This window comes from Paenibacillus tundrae, from assembly GCF_030812775.1.
GTDB classification, from domain to species: domain Bacteria; phylum Bacillota; class Bacilli; order Paenibacillales; family Paenibacillaceae; genus Paenibacillus; species Paenibacillus tundrae_A.
On sequence record NZ_JAUSTI010000007.1, the window covers coordinates 333,437 to 355,709 of the forward strand.

A 22,273-nucleotide genomic window follows, 5' to 3' on the forward strand; every position below is an offset into this window, starting at 1 on the left:
ATCAGAATAATGACTTAATGTTATTAGTTTCACTCCCCTCAACGATAAGTAAATCGTTGGGGGTTTTATATCTTTTGCCGATTATCCAATCAGGGATAAACCATTTCTATGAGATAGAAATTGGTCTAGCGCCTCCCGCATATCCTTAGACGTAAGTCCATGTCGGTTGAAGTAGTTGTGAATATGCTCGAACCCACTCCAATCCTGATTGCAAATCTGCTGTATTTTGCGATTGAACTTCTCTTCAGCAGCTTCTCGCCTAGAACCTATAGGTTCACATAACCAGAAATCAGTTCTCTTCACGTCACCGCACTTTGTCCATAATAAGTTCTCATACTGGATGACATCCCAATCCTGAAAACCTGCTCTAATCTGTTGGATTTCTGTTGTGAGGATATCATTCATTAATTGAGGTGGAATGTGTCCATACGTATCTCGATACTGTCTCAGATTAAGCGCGTCAACCCACTGACTAAGGACATACTTTCCTGAAGAATATGCGTACAGTTTAGGCACGAATGCACAGTTTTGCATTGTTGATATGGCCTCACACTCGATCTCTCCATCTATTTTTCCACGTGTACTATACACTTTAAGGCTATAGTCTTTAATTCTATACACAACAGAACGCTGACCGATTAAGGAAGCTTGCATCGTTAGATGTCCATTGGCATCATAGTGAGCAAGTAACTCTTTCATATTTGAAGGTATAGGATTCACAATGTTCATAATCAGATCTCCTTGTTGTTCTATTCAGACTAAAACGTTTTCAAATAAACAAGATTACCTTTGTACATACTATTTTATCTTTAATAATTGGTATGAACATATACAATATGGTCAAAACATGAAGTATTTGCTCTGAAAATTTCGAAGCCATCCAACTTACGTCGTTTATAATTTCACTTTAAAGGTTGGAACCCGTTTCACGTCAAGACACAAAAAAACGGCACCTCCCTGCATAAACAGGAAGTGTACCGTCTTTTTAACGTTTAATATCTAATCTTTATTAATGCATAGGACCTTGCTGACCCTGTTGGTTACCTACTTTAACACGTTTAATGAAGAAGGAAATGACCAGTCCGATTAGCGCAAGCACTAGTGCAAAAACAAAGGCATTTTGTACACCAGATGTGAAACCTGCCAATTGATTCTCAGGACTTTCAGGGTTCGCCACTCCGCTTAAGAAGCGAGTCTGACCAGCACTCAGAATACTTACAGCTACAGCCGTACCAATCGCACCCGATACTTGTTGGAGTGTATTCATGATTGCTGTACCATGAGGATAATATGCTGGTGGCAATTGGTTCAAACCGTTTGTTTGAGCAGGCATCATGATCATCGAGATTCCGACCATCATAAATACATGTAATGTAATGATTGTACCCAATGCTGTGGTTGCTGTAATCGTTGAATACATAAATAGAACAACCGCAACAACTGCAAGCCCAATTCTAACGAGCCATTTCGGGCCGAATTTATCGAAGAGACGTCCCATGACCGGAGACAAGAATCCATTGAGCAAGCTACCCGGCAATAATACAAGTCCCGCAGTCAATGCTGTAACTGCCATCCCTTGTTGCAAGAACATTGGGAGAATCAGCATGGAGGACAACATCATCATCATACAGATGAAGATCAAGATCAGACCGATTGTGAACATCGGATATTTGAAAGCTCGCAGATCCATCATAGGTTGCTTCATTTTCAATTGGCGGATGCTGAAGATTAACAAGGACAGCACACCAATAACGAGCGTAATCACTACGACTGGACTTGTCCATCCACCGCCGGTATCTCCATGACCACCTGCACTACTGAATCCATATACAATACCGCCGAATCCAAGTGTAGATAGAACGATGGAAAGCACATCGATTTTTGGCTTCGTTAACGTCGAAATATTCGGCAAGAACAGCAAGCCACAAATTAAGGAAATTACGAAGAATGGCAACGAAATCCAGAAGATCCAGTGCCAGCTCAGATTAGCCAAGATCAGACCCGAGATACTCGGACCACTAGCAGGTGCGAACATAATAACGAGACCGATCAGACCCATAGCTGCACCGCGTTTTTCAATCGGGAAAATAACCAAAATGGTGTTGAACATAAGCGGAAGAAGTAATGCTGTACCGACCGCTTGTAATACCCTAGCCACCAATAAAATTTCGAAGCTGGGTGCAAGAGCAGCTACAAATGTTCCTGCTATGGAGAATATCAGAGAAGTTGTGAACAACTGTCTCGTTGTAAACCATTGTAACAACATACCGGATACCGGCACCAGAATACCTAGAACGAGCAAGTATCCTGTAGTCAACCATTGGATCGTCGTTGGACCAACTTCCAGCAATCCCATCAGTGGTGTTAATGCCACATTCAATGCTGTCTCGCCAAACAATCCGATAAATCCACTTAATAACATTGCAAATAAGATTGGAAACACCTTATATTGCTTTGTTTCTTCCTGGTTCTGTACAGAACCGCCTTTCATGGAAGCCTCCACGATCCCATCCTCCTCAAACGTTTCAAACTATTTCTCTCTTTGTCTATATAAATGAACTAATGTTCAGTTTATATAGCTTTACTTATATGGCGTTTTTCGCCGCTACCGATAAGTAATCAGCAGCCGTCAGCAGAGGCTGTTTGTCCTGATTTGTCAGGCTGATAATCAGTGCTCCCTCCATCATGGAGATGATCAGAAGTGCTGTATCACGTGCTTTATCTTCACCCATGCCATCCAATAACAAATGTTTTTTGATGATCTGCTGCCAATCGGCAAAAACGCCCTGACACGCAATTCGCAATTGTTGACTGATACAGGAAGTCTCTACGGCTGCCCAAAAACTAAATGGCAAGAAACCCGTAAATCCCGCGGCTTCCGTCTCATCAGCCAAGTCGTGTATAAATTGCTGAATGGCGTCTCCAGTATTGTCATGTGCAGCAAACGTCTCTTCAAACACCTGTAGGATATGCTGATTGGCTTTCTCAATGCATACGTGTGCCAGCTCTTCCTTGCCGCTTGGGAAATAATGATACAACGATCCCTTCGGCGTACCGCTCTCCTTGATGATCTGATTCAGACCTGTCGCATGATATCCTTGTGAAAAAAACAGTCTCGCTGCTGTGCTGACAATAAGCTCTCTAGCATTGGACTTTTCACTCATGGAGCCACTTCCTTCAAAAAATTATAACAATCGGTCTATATAATTAAAACCGCATTTGAATGCATTGTCAATCATTTGTTTTAATTTTTAACTTCCTTATTTTGAATAGTGAATTACCATACTCATTTTCGTCGTAACCGCTCCAGAATGTTGGTATGCATGCGGTCTATTCGCTCGGAAACGAATGGATTCCCCCGCTCGAATCCTGTACTCCTCTTCCTCTATGCGAATGACAACTTCTCCTTCGAAGACCGTAATAAATTCCTCACTTCCTTCAATATGAGGCTCTGCTTGTAGATCAGCTTCCAGATCCATTTCCATCATATACATCTCAAAGTGACGTCCATCCTCAAATGGAAAATGGGGATAGATTCGTATTTTTCCATTGTTCTCAATCCATGGCTGGACATCCGATCGTGTCACAAGAAGAGTATCTGAAGCCGGTTCATGAATTAATGATGTAAAAGAGGTCTTCAATCCGTTAGCAATCTTCCATACGGTTGCAATGGTTGGATTAGATACACCACGCTCAATCTGCCCTAACATTGTCTTACTAATCCCCGTTAATTCAGCTACCTTATCTAGACTTAACTTTCGTTCTTCCCGGATTGACTTCAAATTTTGCGCCAGGATCGTATTAACCTGGTTCTTCACCATGCCTCACTCTCCATTCTTTTTCTTCTGTACTCTATTATAAACCTATTGTGCGTTATAAAGCACATATTGTACAATAAAATAAATTCGTGCATTATAAAGCACAAAAATACTTTATATGGCACATAAAAAAGGATATGGAGACTATATGTTTATTATTCCGTTACTGATCTATGCTATCGTATCTTCCTTCAGCCCAGGACCTAATAACATTATCGCAATGACAAGCGGACGAGATCATGGGTTCAGCAAAACACTTCCTTTTATAGGAGGAGTCGCATTAAGTTGTATGATCATTATGATACTCTCCAGCTATTTCAGCCTAATGCTTCATCAATTCATTCCGACCGTCCGTCCTATACTTAATCTATTGGGATGTATGTACATGCTCTATTTAGCTGTAAAAGTCATGTTAAGTCATTCCAAAAAGAACAACGCTTTACGCACTTCTCCCTATAGCTTCAGGTTTGGTTGCGTGCTGCAATTCATCAACCCGAAGGTCATCATATATGGTCTGACTGCTATCTCCATGTTTGTCATTCCACTAGGACATTCACACCACCATCTAATCTTATTCTCGTTACTACTAACATTGATTGGGATTAGTGCCAATATGACATGGGCACTCTGTGGTTCGTTATTCCAGAACTTATTGTTGAGACATGAAAGGATTTTCAATATGTTGATGGGAGTCATGCTTATCTTCAGTGCCGTATCCATCTTAGTTTCTAAGTAGAACACAAGCAAGCGTTCATCCCCCACAGCGGAGTTGAACGCTCATATACTTATATAATAGTCATATTTCGTTTGAATCATTTCATGCATGTTAACTATTTCATTATCTGTACTTCCCTGTTTTTAAACTCGTCACTCAATACCTTGTTTATTCCAAGCCTCCATAGCTAATTCACTATTGATACTCACTGCCGAAAGTGCCCCTAAGGATGCAGCCGCAATCGCTTGATGATATTCGGATGCAGCATCGCCGGCGCTGAATACACCTGGAATAGAGGTTCTCGCTCGTTCATCCACAACGACTGTACCCAACTCATTTATCTCACATCCTAAGGATTGGGGCAGTTCTGATCCGATAGACAGCTTCGGTGAGAAGAAAATACCTCTGCACTCAATCTGGTTGCCATCTTGCAGAACTACGCGCTGCACTATCCCATCCTGCGATTCAATACGTTGAACTGGTGATTCATAGACAGGAACGCCGTGTTGCTGCAATTCCTGACGTTGTTCATCTGTCATTTCATCTGGACCATTCGTACAGATCGTATATTTACTCGTCCAGCCTGTGATAATCTGGGCTAAGTGTAAGGCTCTTGCTCCATTTACGATTAATACGAGAGGTTGATCTCTTAACTCCCATCCATCACAATAAGGACATACAAATGCGGTCTTGCCGTATACTTCAGACAATCCATTAAGATCAAGCGGAAGATCCTTCTTACCAACTGCAAACAGAAGCTTTTTACCTCGAAGCACTAAACCATCCGAAGTCGTCACTTGAAATGAACCATCGCTTCCTTCCACAGAAGCTGCCGTATCTTCTACAAATTGCACTGAAGGAAAAGCACTAATCTGTTCTTTGGCAATCCGTCGAAATTCGCTAGGGCTAACTCCCTCCCTCGTCAGAAAATTGTGAGCTTTTTGCGTAACCCGATTTCTTGCCTGCCCAGCATCAATTACAGCAACACTTCTTCTTGCCCGACCTAATACCAAAGCTGCATTCAGACCCGCAGGTCCTCCACCAATAATTATCGCATCCAAAATTTCTTTCATATCAATGCACCCTTTCCAGATATATTATGTCTCTAATTCAATCAAAAAAATAACTGCCTAAGCAGATGTTAATCTACTCAATAAAAAGTAGTGATACAACAATCGTTATTTCTTAATTCCTTCCATGTAGACCGAACTTTAGAAAGCTGTGCAGGTAACCGTATGTACAGCGATAGATACAATCGCGACATCGATGAACTTATTTTATGGTACAGGATCGATAGTGAACACCTACTTTAACCGAACTATTAAAGACCCCTTATATCCATAATATACATTCAATTGATCTTTGGCAAGTTAAATTTTGTAGCACCATCTTAAGATTCCCTCAGTAACACATAAATTAATTTTTCACAATTAAAAAAGCTCTTGTTTTTAAATTGTTCACAATCAATTGACAGTATTTTTAATACTAAAAAGTTGCTTATTTCACATAGTAAACGGAATGCTATAATAAGTTCACAAGATATATAAGTATAGATATAGGACGTGAGTACTTGAAAACATTGAATAAAGGGTCTCAACCCAGAATCGAACTAGAGTATAGCTCTATTCCCAAAGTCTTCTTTGATACCATTAAAGTTGGAATTATCAAGTCCAACCTGATCGCCATGTTTGCAGGTTTAAGCTTGGCTCTGTATGTATTCGATGCTTCATTCTTAGCTAATATTGTACCGATCATTCTTTCGGTCATCGGCTCTTCTCTCATTATAGGAGCTGCCGGCGTATTCAACAATTTGTACGATCGTGACATTGACGCCATCATGGAGCGCACCAGAACACGTCCAACTGTAACTGGACAAGTCAACACTAAGTCTGGACTAATTCTAGGTATTACCATCACCATTATCGGCGGAATACTTCTCTACATTGCTTCCCCGTCGGCTGCTGTCTTTGGTATCCTAGGTCTACTGCTCTACGTGTTCCCATACACAATGTGGACAAAACGCACAACGATTTATAACACTGAAGTCGGAAGCTTGTCTGGAGCTGTACCTCCGCTGATCGGTTGGGCAGCCATCTCCCCAGAACTTGGTCACTTTGAAATCTGGGCGTTAGTGGTTACGATGTTGTTGTGGCAAATGCCTCACTTCTACGGTATTGCGATTCGCAGATTTGATGAATACAAAGCAGCAAATGTTCCAATGCTTCCTGTTGTAAAAGGTATCAGACGTACCTACATCCAGACAAATGTGTATCTGGTATTACTGATGGCTTCCAGCTTCTTATTCTGGTCCTTAAGTCCATTGGTTGCGATCGTTGCCTTCCTTGTAAGCTTGGCATGGTTCATTTTGAGCGTAGCTACTTTTGACAGAAACGAAATGAAGAAATGGTCACACAAAATGTTCATCTTCTCTATTAATCACATTACGATCGTTTTCCTTGTTATCATTGCTTATTCTCTAATTGCTCAATTAATTAAATAAGAATAGATAGATAAGCAAAGAGCCATATCGACCAACTCCAAACGAGTGATCGATATGGCTTTTATGTGACGATAAGCTAGTCATATTAAATCACTTACTTTAACAAGCCTTCACCTATTGCATTTCAAATTCTGCTTTTCCTTCTACCTTATCCAACCTTAGCAGGTGTTTGTTCACCTTGCCAGAGCAGCTGCATCTCTTCACTTGTTTCAAGTAAATGACTCAAACTGCCTTCTGCTTCAATGCGTCCATCCTTCATAACAATGATATGATCGGCTCTAGATAAAGCAGCTCTACGATGGGATACCGCAATACACGTTACCTCTCGCTCACTAGCTAATCCTTCCCAAACCAATTGTTCTGTTTCCACATCTAGCGCACTGGATAAGTCATCGAAGATAAACAGGTCTGCCTCGGTCATCAGCATACGCGCGGTAGACGCCCGTTGAATCTGCCCGCCTGACAACATAACGCCCCGAGGACCCACAGATGTCTCAAGTCCTTCATCGAGATTGTCAATATCCTTCTTCATTACGGCTAATCGAATCGCTTTTTCCAGCGATTCATCTACCGATTCTCGTTTACCTTGAACAATATTCTCACGTAACGTATCGCTGAATAAGCGGGGAACCTGCGGTGTATATGCTGCTCTTGGGGGCATCAGAAATGTAGCTGGATCTACTTCTTTTCCATTCCAGCGGATCCTCCCCTCCTGTTTCGGCAGGAGACCCAGAAGTGTGCGTACCAAAGTTGATTTCCCTGATCCAATACGCCCTGTAATAACTAGGAATTGCCCTCTCTGTAAGCGAAACTCAACATTCTGTATCCCGTTCGTGGAATCTGGGTACTGGTAACTCAGATTACTCACTTCTAACTCTTGCAGTTCATCTCCTGGACTTCGCTCGATGTCAGTCAGCTCGGGAGGATCTTGATCCAGATAGATTTCCCGATAATCCATAATTCGGTTTTCTTCACCAGGGCGAAATAATTTCCGCATCCGATCAAAGGACACCTTTAGCCGTTTATGTTGGAATACCATATACCCAAACAAGGAAATACTAAAGCCGATGTTGGCAAGATAGGACGTGAAGAGTGCAAAATCACCCACCGTAAACTGCCCTGCTCTCATCTCCGCAGCACACATCAGCAGAATTAAGCCAGTACAGATACTAAGAACGTGTTGATTCAGTGATCTCATCCACTGCTTGAACAGATTATCCCGTAATGCTGCTTGGCGACGTTGTTCATTCAAGGTATTGAAGCGGGATGAGACATGCTCTTCTGCTTGCCCGAGCTTCAGCGCCTGCACAGCTCCAAATGTCTCAGCAATAAAACTGGTGATCCGACCGGTCGATTCACGATTGACCTGAGCATACTTACGAGCCCGATTGCCTGACAGATTATTAAGCACTGTAACGATAACAAGTGGAAGTACAGCAACCAACGTAATCTTCCAATTGATATTAGCCATAATGATGATTGAAACGATGGCAAATACCAGCCTACCCCAAAAGTCGACCCAGGACTCTACATACTCAACCACTTCATCGACATCATCACGAAACCGACTCATCGCCTCACCCGGTGAAGCCGGAAGATTCCGACCAGGCCAGCGCATAATACCTGCAAGCATATTCGTTCGTAATATCGCTTGAATGTGATATACATAGGTAATCCAAGCATAAAAAGCAGTAAAGAATGTGCCGATTCTGGCCACTCTAACCAGTGCAAGAAAGATTAATGGAACAGCAAGCCACATGTAATCGGTAGATCCGATGGTCACACGGTCAAAAAACCATTGCATACCGATCCCGATGGCAAGCGGAAGGGAATGAAATATACACCATAACAACCCATTGATTATAAATAATACTGATTTGAATCGAAATAAACGACCTATAAATCCTGCGACATTCAAGCCAATTCCTCCTCTCTGCCCGTCATGCGCAATCTTGCATAATGTGAATCAGGATTATTCGCGAGCTCTTCTCTCGCTCCAAATTCGATAATCTCACCATCACTAAGCACCATAATCTGATCTACTTGATCCAGCGTAGCTAATCGATGTGCGATAATAATGCCTGTGCATTGTTTCATTAGTTCATCAACCGCCTGCTGCAGCAACATCTCTGTGGCAGCATCCAGACGTGAAGAGGGTTCATCTAGGATAACTAGACTTGGTTCGGTCAGAAATACACGTGTTAATGCAAATAGCTGCGCTTCTCCAGCCGAAAGCGAAGAACCGCCTGCTTTCAAGTGAGTGTCTAGTCCTTCCGGTTGTGTATCAATCCATTGACGCAGCCCCAGTCGCTCTGTCGTTTCCATAATCTTGTTTTCTGAAACTTCCGAGTTAAATAACGTCAAGTTATCCCGTAGCGTACCGTCAAACAACTGCACATCCTGCGTAACCATTCCAACCCGGCGGTATAATGCAGGTAGTGCTAGCTCCGTGATATCCTGGCCTCCGACCCGGATTACACCCTGATTCAGATTATACAACCGAAGAAGAACACGACTCAGACTGGATTTCCCACTACCCGTGCGTCCGATAATACCAAGACGTTCGCCAGGCTTAATTTTAAAATTAATATCCCGCAATACAGGCTTATCCTCGTTATAGCTAAAATGCACATGTTCGAACTCCAGACCCAGTGCACCTGCAGGAAGTGTATCTCGGTTTCCGTCTTTGATCTCACTGCTCAAGGAGAGCAGTTCTCGTGAGCGAAGCATGCCGGATTTGGCTTTCTGAAATTCTTGCACCTGATCTCCTAGCATCTCAATTGGATCATTCAACATCTGTGTGTATTGATAAATGAGGAACAACGTTCCTAGACTAATCGCCCCTTGCATGTAATTGTGAACACCGAGCATGAGTACCGCAGTTACAGCTATGGCAAACAAAATCACCGTTGTATTCCACGGAATAACGCGAAGCATCCAAGCTCTGCGCCCTTTCAGAAACACGATTCGCATCAATCGATAGAAGCGATTCATCACATAAGGCACATGACCATTTGCTTGCACATCCTCAATCCCAGCAATACGCTCCTCAATCATGCCGAACAAGGACGCACTTGCTTCTCGCTCGTTCTTGGATGACTGAACACCCATATTTCGAATGAAGACCATAAACAAAATCGATACTAGTGTGAACACCGTCATGACCAGTGCAATCGGTGTATTAATCGTAAACATGAAACCAAGGATTCCAGCAAGAAGTACAAAGCTACCAATAACCTGCACGATAAACATCGCAAAGAAATTAGAAATGCTCGTGACATCGCCATCCACCCGTTCGATCATCTCTCCAGGCGTTTTCATATTATGGAACCGCATATCAAGTCCAAGGCAATGCTTAAGCAGATCACCCCTTAGTTGATTCGTTGCCCGCCATGCGACATCATTACCTAAATAACTTACTGCTACGGTTAATAGTTGATTGAAGATTGCAATAATCAGAAATAATCCTGCAAGCTGAATGAGACTAGAAACTACGCCGCCACTCGCAGCTGTATCAATAAACCGCTTGATGATCTGCGGATTCAGAAGCTGCAATCCTGTCGACGTCAGCAAAATAATTAACAGCAGCACCAGTCTCAATCGGACTGGCTTTAGATACCGCAATAGCCATGACATCGATTTTTTCTCTTGTTTGGGCATCTTGCCCCACCTCCAACGTACGAATCACTTGGTTAGATAACATCAAATTCATCTTCTTAAACTCTGCTTAACTAAGCCGAATCATAAATAATTTCGCTGAACCATACATGAATTCTATGATTGTATTGATGTTGTACCATTTCACATTCTCCTACCTATCATTTATTTTTGTTTCTGAACGATTACGACAATTCCAAAACCTAATCAACGCTAAAACTTGACTCTGCATCTCTTCACGAGCCAACACGAACAAACGTATACCTAATTCACATCCTTGATCGCCCCCTTTCTGATGAAACGTTTGCTTGCAGTGCACGACAAAAAGCCATAGATGAACTAAGTTCATCTATGGCTTCTATAACAAGAAGAATACCATTAGATTATGTAACGTTACTGGCCTTCTCCTTGACATTCGCACTACGGATGAGCGTCCATGACAGGATGCATAAACAGGACTGCCAGACGCTATCTTTAAGAGGTCATTCAAAAAGTCGATTTTTTTCTAGTTTCATCCCATCTTCTCGGCATGGAAACCCCGTCTTCTTGAACATGTACTCTAACGCAAATGGTTGTGTCATCATGCTCATGCGTATTCAGTTATCGATTAGATATCATTGGCATGAACATCATCACTACACCCACCCGTCTCACATATTTGTTGTTTATTGTATTCGCTAATAGGTCAGTACGTCAAGAACATATTTACTGAATTGTTATTTAATTCATATGATTAATAATGTGAACGTATGCTACGTACGCTTAATAGCCTAAGTATGGAATATTTCTAAGGTAGACTTTTATCTTATGCACCTTCCATATTCCTCTGCTGTATAATAGCTCAACATTTCGATCATATACATAATGGGAGTCACCGGTTAATGTATTTCCAAGAACATAAGATTGAGACAATGTTGCAGTAGTTCTGCTCGTATAATGAATGCCCGTTTCTGCAGCACCAAATTGCACTCCTTCACCCTGCAACTGCTGTCCATCAAGAATAGATTGAATCAATTGCTCCGTAAAATAAGGCTTAAAATACGCCCTTATCTGTTTAATATCTGGCATATTGGACGTTTCATCTAATTTGGTTAACAGTTCATTCAATCGGGCTTGAGTCAGTTTCTCTGCATCAGGAATTTGAACGGAATCTGGTTGCACGCTAACCATGATATGGTGATTATCAAGACTAACAGTTGCCTGCTTGGCTTCCTTGTTCCATTGTAGCTCGGCTCCTAACGTTTGGCTGACAAATCGGAGCGGAACATATGCTGTTGCATGGATCAACTCAACGGGTGAATCCATAGATTCAACGTAATCATTAACAATGGCATTTTTGAAATTAACGGCCAGAGCAATTTTTTTATCATTTTTGGTCAAAAGAATGCTCTTCGAATATGTATCCCATTGTACCTTTGCACCCAGATGCTGTGATACCGCCCGAAGTGGAATGAGAACCCGATTATTCACAATGACCCCAGTATGAATCTCCGCTCGGTTCGTTTCCGCTAATCCAGGTACTGCCATTATGCCGAAGAGCACGGATGCAACGCATACGGATACGACCTTCTTAAACATATTCAACCTCCTAGGTATAGATGATCGTTTTTCACTTTTCTCTATCCTAAGTAACGCTTCATGCCGCATAGAAGTTACTGTAAACACATTTAAAAAAGTTCAGATCACTGTAAACAAACCACACATACATTCGTGATGAAATACATTAGTTTAAGCATTCTGCTGTACGGCGTGAGCCTCCCGCTCCCTTATGATCAGTCGCTTATGGGCAATCCATAAAAAAGGAAGTCCAATCGCCGTGATCAACGCAAGCGGAAGAAATACAGCTATTCCATGTCCTCCGAATTGGCTTAGTAATAAACCACCCATAATCGGCGCCATAACATTACCAAAATTGTTAAAGCCAATCGTGCCAAAGTACGTCCCTTTCCATTCTGGCTTCGCAATTCGATCAATCAGCATATCCATCATCGTAAATAACAACACTTCCCCAATGGTGAATAATACAACACTGACCATCAGTAGAGCTGCGCCACTCGCCATACCGAACAGTAATAAACTTGCGGCAACCAAAAGGTTACCCCAGATGAGCGGTACAAGCGGCGGTGCATTTCGAAATGCACGTACAATAGGATATTGCACGATTAGCACCGTCACAGCGTTAAGCGATAACATATAAGAAAACAACTGACTTCCATTATCAAACAATGTACTACGCTCCATGTACTGGGCAAGTGTTGAACTAAAATGTCCATAACCAAGTACACAGAATGTCGTTCCAATCAGTACTGGCAAAAATACACGATCACGTCCAGCCGTAGCCAATGCATCGCGCAAGCGTGGTGCCTTCGCCTTCGAGGGCTGTGGTAGATTAGCATGTTGAAGCTGGAATTGTACAATTAACACAAGACCATAAGCGATGTATACAAGTCCAGAGATCAGAAATGGAAAAGTCGATTGCGCTGACCCCAATTGAAATCCAATGATTGGACCAAATACAACCCCAAGATTAATAGCAGCATACCTCAGATTGAATACGAGCAGTTTGTTCTCTGGTGGGGTAATGTCAGATAACAGTGCGCGTGACGTTGGCTCAAAGACAGCGCGACATAACCCATTGAGTGTATTAGCCACAAAGAACACCCATAAATACTCTGCCTCGGAAAAGATGAAAAAGACCCCTGCCCAGCAAAAAATGGAGACCAGCATAACCACTTTACGACCAATCCGATCTGAGATATAGCCGCCATAGAAGCTCACCATCACTCCAGCCAAAGAACTGACAGCGACTGTGAAGCCAGTTTCCGTCGGTGTTGCTCCAAGCACACTCGTCAGATAAATCGATAGAAACGGAATGCTCATCGAAGTTACCAGACGGCCAAACATCGTTCCAACAATGATTGTCCAAGCTAAAGGGTGAATCTGTCTTAAATGTTGCTTCATTCGTATGTTCTCCTGTTCTTGTTGTTAATGTCTAGAAGGTCTGCCCTTCGTCTGTTGAATTATGTATAATTGTATAGAACAAAGGGGGAAATAAAAGTGTAAGAAATTAAATAGACATTTCACCTTTTATTGAACTCTAATTTGATCAACATCTTTTATAAAGGAGATTATCTTTTCTTGGACACAACAACCGCGCATTATATGCGACTTACAACAGCGAATGAGGTTACATTTAAACTACATACACCGGTTCCCGTAACGATCGATACACTATCCACTGTCCTATGTTGCACGCCTCGAAATGTTAAATTCATCTTGCGAAAGCTGGAAGAGAAAGGCTTTATCCACTGGCAGCCAGGGATCGGCAGAGGTCATCATTCTACATTAACCTTGCTCCACAGTGAGAATGAGGTCATGGAAGATCGCTTTTTGGAACTCATGAGGAAAGGTAAGATGAAGGAAGCCATTGAATTCATTGGCACGATGGAGAACAATGAGACTCTTCGGGAACAATTGTTAGATTCGTTATATAAACAAATGGGATTTCACAGCCATGCGGAAAGCTCTTCGGGTCAGGATGTTCTGCGTATGATGCGATCACGTAGATTGGCAGATCTCGATCCCGCATTTGTATATAATGCTTTTGAAACCTACCTGCTTGGGCAGGTATGCAGTACATTGGTGACCTACGATGCCAAAACCGAAACATTCCTGCCTGATCTAGCCCACATGTGGGAAGGTAGCAAGGATCATCAAGTATGGACCTTCTATTTACGTAAAGGTGTGCGCTTCCACCACAATAGAATGTTGACATCTGAAGACGTTGAATTTACATTACAGCGTCTACGAAGTGTAAATAGTCCAGTTATTGGGTTATATCGTGACATTGAACGGATCGAAGTTGCGGGAGATTACTGCATTCGCTTTTATTTGAGCCGTCCTAATCAATTCTTCTTGCATTTGTTCAGTTGTATTCCAATGACGATCCTCCCGTACGATGTTGATGTATCCAAACAACTCATTGGCACGGGGCCTTTTCAGATTAGTGAGATCAATGAGGATTTACTGAAACTAAGCGCATTTGATAACTATTACGGTATTCGTCCTTACCTTGATCAAGTCCATTTTTGGTTTGTACCGGATCTTGAGTCCAATGAGCGTCACTATGAACTACCCGGAACAGATCGATTGGAGCAATCTACTCACTACGCACAAACCAACAGTTTCAATTATCCTGCTCTGGGCTGTCAATATATATTGTTCAATTTTAATAAACCTGGTATCTTTCATCATCCCAAGTTTCGGAAAGCAATGAAAATGGTCTATGATCCTGTTTCACTAGTAGCAGAACTGGGAGGCAATCGCATTACACCTGCAAACAGCCTTTTGCCATGGAAAAGTGCCGAGCATTATTGGATTCCATCCTCACTTGAACAAGCACGTGATCTGCTACATAGCAGCGGATATCTGGGTGAGACACTTATATTATCGTACTCGGAGAACAAGGATGTCTTAGCGGCCAACTGGCTTCAACAACGAGCACAGCAAATTGGCTTAAATATCGAACTGTCACCGACGAATGAGTGTCTGTATCCTACTAATGCGATGAATGCCGATCTAATTTTAGCTGAAGAAATTTTGGAGGAGGATTGGCAATATGGTATGATTCATTTTTTCACGAATCGGTCGAATCACCTTCATATCTGCATGGCACCTCATTCAATAGACGAGTTAGAACAAAAACTAGATTCGTTCGGACAGCTTGATAGCCATGAACGTGCACAACTGTTAGATGAAGCCGAGAATTTGCTGAGGGATAATGACTGGATTTTACATGGATGTCATATGAACAAACGTGCTCAGCTGAACCAAAGTTTATTTGGCATGCAAACAGCTGATTTTGGCTATATGGACATTTCCAAGCTGTGGATTAAGGATCAATAGACCCTCCAATCAAACATCTATACAACAAAAGTTAACTGTACTCTGATTTGAGTTGTGTCTATATAAAAAAGCCGCCTTTGTGTAAAGGCGGTTTAGCTATCAATATTATTTGGCTGAGTAGATCAGTAACGAGATAACGTGACTTCCGTTAAATACATTTCTCACAGAATACTACAATTGTTGTTACTTTGAAACTTAAGAGGTATCCTGTTTCGTTGGCTTGAATGACTTATCGCTCACGCCCAATGATATAATCTAACAAATGTCGGAGAAAAGGAATAGTCTTACGCATCTCATGCAAGGCATCCGTAGCCTGGCAGTAGTGTTCCCACATCTCCTTCTTCGCATCTTCTTCACCAAGAATGGATACAAAGGTCGAGTTGTTGTTCCGCACATCCTGACCTGCTGGTTTGCCGAGCACCAGATGATCTCCGACTAGATCAAGCAGATCATCCTTAATTTGAAAAGCGATACCTGCATGATAGGCGAATTTTTTCAGCGTGATGATTTCCGATTCCGGTACCTGAGCCAAAATAGCCGGCATAACGAGTGCCGCTTCAAACGCAATGCCTGTTTTGTAGAAACAGATCTCGTTCAGTTGCTCCAGGTTCAGCACTTTGCCTTTGGAATTCAAGTCCATCGCCTGCCCCATACACATATCCTCGGCTTTTTGGGCAGAGTAACGAATGAGAGAAAGTACCGTTTGGGCATCGAAACGATCTAGCGAGGACTGCTCTCCAATAGCTCTTTGGATCAAGTAAAGACCAGTTAATTCTGCCGTTGCACTATTATGCAAGTGATGCAAAGTGGAGCGGCCGCGTCGAGTTGGTGCATTGTCCTGTGTAGGCAGATCATCGAAAATAAGCGAGGCAGTGTGCATATATTCGAGCGATCGCAAGAGCGGTACAATCGCTGCTTCCTGCAAACCGTATTCACGCACTCCCATTACCCAGGTCAGAATGGGCCTTATTCGCTTACCATCCCCCTGTAGGCTATAGTTCGCCGCATCAATAAGGATTTCTTTCATTTCATGAAGTCCGTTTGGCTTAGGGATTTGTAGCTCCCTATTGATCTGTTCACGAACCGTCCGAATCGTATCTACAAACTCTTGCTTTTCCTTCTTGTCCTGCCGTAGATGAATCACAACCTGATCACGAAGTAATTTATCCAAGAAATCGACATCATCGGCTTTCTGTACCATTTTCTGTACAAGTCGGTTGAACTCCGGTTGGCTGGATGCCAGAATGTCCATAATTTCATTATATTTAGGCTGACCCAGACGTTCTCTACAGCGCTTAAGCCCATTGATGGCACGGTCGAGTATGACTTCACGGGTCTGATCATCTGAATGATATACGTCATGGATCAGGTGCGAGATTACAGTCCAATACAGCTCATAAGGATTAATAAGATCCGGTCGCTGATCGCGATACGTCAGATAATATGTGTATGGGGTGACCGCCCCCTCCTTCAGATCATCAAACATATCAGCAAAGTCATCCGCAAGTTGATTATAAATCCCATAATAAAAAGTACGTAGATCAAACCCTTCATCCTCTGTCGCACTAAGAACCGAACGAACGATTAGTCGTGAAGAAGAAGACTTGATAATGATTGGAATGTATAATTCCTCATTCGAGTAGTGAGGGTTCGATAACGCTTTGGCGCGATCTATCTCCTGGGATTGAAAAAACACATAAGATTGCTGTAAAAAGGTACGCTGTGTCTCGGGTCGCTGATAATTATGAATGTACTCAAATGCCTCGCGCAACTCCGCATGCACATATTGAATGACATCGTGATGCTCCCCCTTCCACTCTTTGATGTCTGGAACAACACCTGTCAGGAGTGCTTCACGGATCATAAGAGAATACTGTTCCTTCTCTTCTATAGTGAGTGCCTGCGAATCCAACAAATCATCAATAAATGGATAGGTTAATCCGTAAGAATACCCCAACCGAATTGCTGCATCTAATCGCTGAACACGTTCATCAGAGGGTGTCTCTTCATTCATATCATCCGTAACGTGAAGTACGACACCAAGAATGATTTTGATCAGCTTACGCTGTGCATTCTCTGCATCCAATTCCTCAGGAATGTTAGCTGCCACGCTCTTCAGTTTGTTCATTACCCAGATGACTGCAGATTCTACATTCTCCTTCTGAGACCAGCGATACAAGGCAGCCAAACTGATATAATCCGGCTCACTGTTCGATTGGGATGCAGATTGTAAAAAGTACCGTTTGGTATCCTGAACAACTCGCTGAATGCGAGCCGGTGTATCTGGAGAATCCAGCGCTTTTCCTAAATCTCTCATATAAATATACGAAATACTGCGATCTAGATAATCGTCTAATTTCCCCGACACATTCAACCAGTGAATATAACGCTGAACGTCTTGAGGGTCTGGTTTTCGTTTACTTCGTGATAGGAAGGACAACCAAGGAAAGCGATGAATGTGTTTCTTTTGCCATACATGAATATCTTGTGTAAGTTCAGTCGTATACGTATGATTCATAAGCTGTTCATGGAGGGAAGCAAAGTACTGCGCTGCCTTTTGCTCGGCTTGCCCATACTCTGCATCAACTCGCTCAATCAATGCGTTATTCATAGGATGAAATACCTCAACTTCTATTAGTGTTAATTTCGTCAGCTCATGTTCTTAATTGGTATAAGGCGATATCACATTTTGGTTACGAAATTGATACGTATGTTCAACCTACTGCAAATCACATTTATAAAATAGTAGACCACACCTTCACCGCGGTAAATGCGATAAGCACAATTAATCCATATCTTAGCAATTTCACATTAATCATCGAACTTACTCTGGAACCCAGGGCAGCGCCAATCAGGCTACCAATGACAGTATATATGATGGGCTCAAGCGATATATTCCCTCCTGAGATTTTCCCGAGAACGCCCCCAATAGCTGATATGAATACGATCGCAAGCGATGAGGCAATGGTTATTCGGATTGGAATACGGAGTACTGTGAGCATTATCGGAATAAGAATGAACGCTCCGCCTGCTCCTACAATACCTGAGACGATACCAACTGCTCCAGCAGTAACTGAAGCAATGCCTTTGTTAAATTTAAAATCTTCAGAGCTATCTATCGTTCCTCTGCTAGGGATTAGCATAAGAACAATCGCAATCACCGCCAAAATCCCATAGATCAGATTAATCACTTGCTCGCTCAGATAACCGGATACCGACCCTCCGATTAGACTGCCCACAAGAATGCTGGTTCCCATATATCCGACTAGACCTTGATGAATATACGACTTCAGATGTGGTGTACGTCTTTGTTTTCGCTGATAGGCAATCACCCCAGACAATGAGGCAAAAAACACCTGAAACATACTAATCGAAGATACTTCATGTGCCGAGAAAGGCTGCAATCCTACGAGTGAAGGAACATACAGCAAAAGTGGGTAATTTATGATTGCTCCGCCTATACCTAACAATCCGGAGAAGAATGAACCCGTTAGACCAAGTATAAACATGATGATAAAAAGCATAACATCCATCGGTTTTTCTCCCTTTCAAAATTCCGCAAAAAATATAACGAAAACAGTATACGTCTGCCCCAAAATCGGATATAATAATCCCAAGTAAATTAATCCGAAATGAGTGATTAAGCATGTTCAACGTGTTGAAGACTCTTTTTGATAACAATTGTCCACACTGCAACGAAAAATTACAAGTTCAACACGATGGCGTTTGCTCTACAAAAGCCTGCTCTAATTGTCAATACAAGGAAGAAAGCTATGGCTCTCTTGGAGTACGCATTGTTTATGACACCACAAAATGATAAAACATATCTGTTTATTGTATCACGATCGTTGATGACACCATAACATTTCTTTCAATTTGGTATGGATTAAGATAAATAGAAAACGGTGCGAACGATTAATCGTTCAGCACCGTTTTTTGATTTTTTTTGGTAAATTGCATCTGCTAAAGCTAACATACTTAACATCCTCTTAATGTAAGCCTTACACCTTACCTCGTTTTGAAGCTTAAGAATCCGTCATCGACTGCAACTGTTGATCCATTTACCGCACTTGCTGCATCACTGAACAGGAACGTAACGACACTGGCAACCTTTTCAGGCTGAATGAGTTTACCACTCATATGTTGCGAAGCAAGCGCATCCTTAACCTCTTGATTGTCACCAAGAATCGGTGTATTAATGAAACCCGGGGCAACGCCAACTACACGGATGCCATGCTCTGCGAGTTCAAGCGCGCCGGATTTAGACATCATCACAACAGCTGCTTTCGCTGCATTGTAGTTGAAACTCCCTACTGCTGCCACACTTCCGTAGATGGAGGCTGTATTAACAATAGTTCCTGACACGTTCAATTCAACCATCTTCTTCGCACCATAGTACATCCCATAGTAAACACTATGCTGATCTACATCGATGACTCTGTGATAGGATTCTGGATCCATCTCCAGAAAAGGTTTTACAAGCCCAATTCCGGCATTATTGAAAATACCACTGAGTGTCCCGAATGTATCAACTGTCCAATCGACAAGCGCCTTGATCTCATCGCCCTTGGATACATCGACTTTGTATGCCGCTGCTGTTCCACCGCCTGCTTCAATCGAAGCAGCAACCTGCTTTGCACCTTCTTCATTGAAATCCGCTACGACAATCGTTGCTCCCTGATCTGACAGTTGAAGTGCTGTTTCTCTACCAATACCACTTGCGCCACCGGTAATAATAATAACTTTTCCATGATGTTCAGCCATAAATAGATCTCCTTTGGGTACATGATCTCGAATACGATTTACACCTTAGTGTAACTTTTACCCAAAATGAATATTCATGCCTCCCATAAAAGCCAATAACGGGTTAGATCATGAGCTAGATTATTGCGTCAGAGCATATAATAGTCGGAGTATTCCCTTTTACTCACTCTGAAGACCGCTTAACGGATCACTCAAACGATTAATATTGGAAATTAATTCAGGTATCCCTGTCTTCTCCCAATTTTCAGTTGTGAACCCTTGCTCAGCAATTGTCGTTTCCCATTGGTTGATGACTTCCGTAAGTTGATCATTATAACCCACCAGATTCTCATGAATGCTCTCTCCAATTGCAGGTGCAGTTAATTGTGAGAACTCACTAGCCTCAGCTTGAATGTGGTCGATCTTCTCTTGAATCTGAGTGGTTACCTCTGCATTATTAACTGCTTGGGAAGCAAGCTGCTGCAGCTCTGCTCCCGCGCTGGATATTTGTTCTATATATTCTGTAGCTCCACTGACGTAATTCAAACTTTCATTCGCTTGTTCAACGACAGAGCAGGCGGAAATTACGAAAAGACTTGAAGCAAGAAGCCCTGTCAGCATCCAGCTACGTTTTCTAATTTTGATCATGAAATCTCTCCTTTTTTCTAAAATTCAAACTAAAATTAAAGTCATTTTCACATCCATGATAGCTGTTTAATCCACCTTATGGCAAATGTAGCCTCCATTTAGGACAATTAAGATGTATAATATAATCATCATACGATAAAGGGATGTCTTGCATATGCTTCAAGCATTGAATCAACGCTTGAACCGCATTATGCCACTCATTACTCCAGTCAGTATTGTTATTGGTGTACTATGCGGTAGTTTTCTTTCTTCTTATACCTTTTTGTCACCATGGTTGTTTGCCTTCATGACCTTTGCGGGAAGTATCAGTCTGGGGATACGAGATTTTCTGAATGTCCTGAAGAAACCTTTTCCGTTATTTGTTTGTTTGTTTATTTTACATTTAGCAATGCCTGTAATAGCGTTAGGGATGGGTCATTTGGTTTTCCCAACAGATGCATATACGATTACTGGGCTTGTTCTTGCCGCAGTTATTCCAACAGGTATCAGCAGCTTCATCTGGGTCAGTATCTATCGAGGCAACATTGCACTGACTCTTTCCATCATCCTTATTGATACAATGCTTGCTCCCTTTGTAGTTCCAGGGGTGCTGTCACTGTTGATCGGCACAAGTGTATCATTGGACACCGCTGCCATGATGAGCAGTCTGTTCTGGATGATCGTTGTCCCTTCACTGGTTGGCATGCTGTTAAATGAATGGACCAAGGGTAAAATTGTTCCCGTCTGGGGACCAAGATTGAATCCGTTATCCAAACTATTTATGGCAGCCGTCGTTGCGATTAATGGCTCTGTGGTTGCACCTTACTTAGCTAATTTCAACTGGAAATTAGCTGGTCTTGCAGTGATTATTGTTTTTCTCGCATCATTTGGCTATGCCCTAAGTTATTTCATTGCCCGAGTACTCGGCTGGGATGAGGCCGATCAGGTCGCACTGGTCTTTAACGGAGGCATGCGTAACATTAGTGCTGGTGCGGTACTGGCTGTTACTTATTTTCCACCACCCGTTGCGGTTCCCGTTGTACTCGGTATGGTGTTCCAGCAGATGCTCGCTTCCTTATCAGGGTACCTATTGGGTCGTCGTTCTCAACTGCTGCAGAAGTCAGATAAGACATCCGCTGCATAACAACATCGTACGATGATGTATCATCATGCCAAAAGATCTGTAAACGACAAAAAAAACCATCACCAGGTGTGGTATTATCCCCTTTAAGTAGACACTTAAAAAAACCTTCATGTTATCATGAGGGTTCAAGTGAGACTTGGAGGGGATATTTTTTTATGGCGAAA

The 22,273-nt window shown here is 42.3% G+C and carries 17 protein-coding genes; 4 read left to right on the forward strand and 13 right to left on the reverse strand.

Features of this window, described 5'->3' with window-relative positions; translation table 11 throughout:
• Nucleotides 1–81: 81 nt before the first annotated feature.
• The 4 genes from J2T19_RS15160 to J2T19_RS15175 form a co-directional block, all read right to left on the reverse strand.
• Nucleotides 82–729, reverse strand: coding sequence for a hypothetical protein (locus tag J2T19_RS15160; RefSeq protein WP_307217082.1), 648 nt, complete (start codon nucleotides 727–729; stop codon nucleotides 82–84).
• A gap of 280 nt (nucleotides 730–1,009) precedes the next feature.
• The gene (locus J2T19_RS15165) at nucleotides 1,010–2,491 is read right to left on the reverse strand and encodes a DHA2 family efflux MFS transporter permease subunit (RefSeq protein ID WP_307217132.1); all 1,482 of its coding nucleotides are present in this window, start codon (nucleotides 2,489–2,491) and stop codon (nucleotides 1,010–1,012) included.
• 94 nt (nucleotides 2,492–2,585) lie between these two features.
• Nucleotides 2,586–3,164, reverse strand: a complete 579-nt coding sequence (locus J2T19_RS15170; protein WP_128102373.1) for a TetR/AcrR family transcriptional regulator — start codon at nucleotides 3,162–3,164, stop codon at nucleotides 2,586–2,588.
• Between the two features lie 96 nt (nucleotides 3,165–3,260).
• Nucleotides 3,261–3,821 carry a helix-turn-helix domain-containing protein gene (locus J2T19_RS15175; protein ID WP_239289010.1) on the reverse strand — a complete coding sequence of 187 codons (561 nt, stop codon included), beginning with the start codon at nucleotides 3,819–3,821 and terminating at the stop codon, nucleotides 3,261–3,263.
• 115 nt (nucleotides 3,822–3,936) lie between these two features.
• Between J2T19_RS15175 and J2T19_RS15180 the strand changes: the two genes are divergently transcribed.
• A complete protein-coding gene (locus tag J2T19_RS15180; RefSeq protein ID WP_307217088.1) occupies nucleotides 3,937–4,554 on the forward strand; it encodes a LysE family transporter in 618 nt (205 codons plus the stop codon).
• A gap of 131 nt (nucleotides 4,555–4,685) precedes the next feature.
• Here J2T19_RS15180 and J2T19_RS15185 read toward each other — a convergent pair whose 3' ends face one another.
• A complete protein-coding gene (locus J2T19_RS15185) occupies nucleotides 4,686–5,606 on the reverse strand; it encodes an NAD(P)/FAD-dependent oxidoreductase (RefSeq protein ID WP_307217089.1) in 921 nt (306 codons plus the stop codon).
• A gap of 497 nt (nucleotides 5,607–6,103) precedes the next feature.
• Here J2T19_RS15185 and cyoE point away from each other — a divergent pair, with 497 nt between their 5' ends.
• On the forward strand, nucleotides 6,104–7,033 hold the full coding sequence (cyoE, locus tag J2T19_RS15190) for a heme o synthase (RefSeq protein ID WP_370874883.1): 930 nt from the start codon (nucleotides 6,104–6,106) through the stop codon (nucleotides 7,031–7,033).
• 148 nt (nucleotides 7,034–7,181) lie between these two features.
• Here cyoE and J2T19_RS15195 read toward each other — a convergent pair whose 3' ends face one another.
• The 4 genes from J2T19_RS15195 to J2T19_RS15210 all read right to left on the reverse strand — a co-directional run bounded on the left by J2T19_RS15195 (nucleotide 7,182) and on the right by J2T19_RS15210 (nucleotide 13,651).
• A complete protein-coding gene (locus J2T19_RS15195) occupies nucleotides 7,182–8,951 on the reverse strand; it encodes an ABC transporter ATP-binding protein (RefSeq protein WP_307217091.1) in 1,770 nt (589 codons plus the stop codon).
• Entirely contained in the window at nucleotides 8,948–10,693 is a 1,746-nt protein-coding gene (locus J2T19_RS15200) for an ABC transporter ATP-binding protein (RefSeq protein ID WP_307217093.1), read from the reverse strand. The genes J2T19_RS15195 and J2T19_RS15200 overlap by 4 nt, the downstream gene beginning before the upstream one ends.
• 759 nt (nucleotides 10,694–11,452) lie before the next feature.
• Entirely contained in the window at nucleotides 11,453–12,268 is an 816-nt protein-coding gene (locus J2T19_RS15205; protein WP_307217095.1) for a copper amine oxidase N-terminal domain-containing protein, read from the reverse strand.
• Nucleotides 12,269–12,418: 150 nt separating this feature from the next.
• On the reverse strand, nucleotides 12,419–13,651 hold the full coding sequence (locus tag J2T19_RS15210) for an MDR family MFS transporter (RefSeq protein ID WP_307217097.1): 1,233 nt from the start codon (nucleotides 13,649–13,651) through the stop codon (nucleotides 12,419–12,421).
• A gap of 177 nt (nucleotides 13,652–13,828) precedes the next feature.
• Here J2T19_RS15210 and J2T19_RS15215 point away from each other — a divergent pair, with 177 nt between their 5' ends.
• Nucleotides 13,829–15,595, forward strand: coding sequence for an ABC transporter substrate-binding protein (locus tag J2T19_RS15215; RefSeq protein ID WP_307217099.1), 1,767 nt, complete (start codon nucleotides 13,829–13,831; stop codon nucleotides 15,593–15,595).
• A gap of 229 nt (nucleotides 15,596–15,824) precedes the next feature.
• On the opposite strand, the gene J2T19_RS15220 is transcribed toward J2T19_RS15215, so the two are convergent.
• From J2T19_RS15220 to J2T19_RS15235, 4 genes are all read right to left on the reverse strand, one after another.
• Complete coding sequence (locus J2T19_RS15220; protein WP_307217101.1) at nucleotides 15,825–18,206, reverse strand: polyprenyl synthetase family protein; 2,382 nt, start codon at nucleotides 18,204–18,206, stop codon at nucleotides 15,825–15,827.
• A 124-nt stretch (nucleotides 18,207–18,330) separates the two neighbouring features.
• Nucleotides 18,331–19,128 carry a sulfite exporter TauE/SafE family protein gene (locus tag J2T19_RS15225; protein ID WP_307217103.1) on the reverse strand — a complete coding sequence of 266 codons (798 nt, stop codon included), beginning with the start codon at nucleotides 19,126–19,128 and terminating at the stop codon, nucleotides 18,331–18,333.
• 475 nt (nucleotides 19,129–19,603) lie between these two features.
• Complete coding sequence (locus tag J2T19_RS15230; protein ID WP_307217106.1) at nucleotides 19,604–20,359, reverse strand: SDR family NAD(P)-dependent oxidoreductase; 756 nt, start codon at nucleotides 20,357–20,359, stop codon at nucleotides 19,604–19,606.
• A 159-nt stretch (nucleotides 20,360–20,518) separates the two neighbouring features.
• Nucleotides 20,519–20,986 (reverse strand): DUF6376 family protein, encoded by a 468-nt coding sequence (locus J2T19_RS15235; protein WP_307217108.1) that lies wholly within the window; start codon nucleotides 20,984–20,986, stop codon nucleotides 20,519–20,521.
• 154 nt (nucleotides 20,987–21,140) lie between these two features.
• Between J2T19_RS15235 and J2T19_RS15240 the strand changes: the two genes are divergently transcribed.
• Nucleotides 21,141–22,109, forward strand: coding sequence for a bile acid:sodium symporter family protein (locus J2T19_RS15240; protein WP_145047524.1), 969 nt, complete (start codon nucleotides 21,141–21,143; stop codon nucleotides 22,107–22,109).
• The last annotated feature ends 164 nt before the right edge of the window (nucleotides 22,110–22,273 follow it).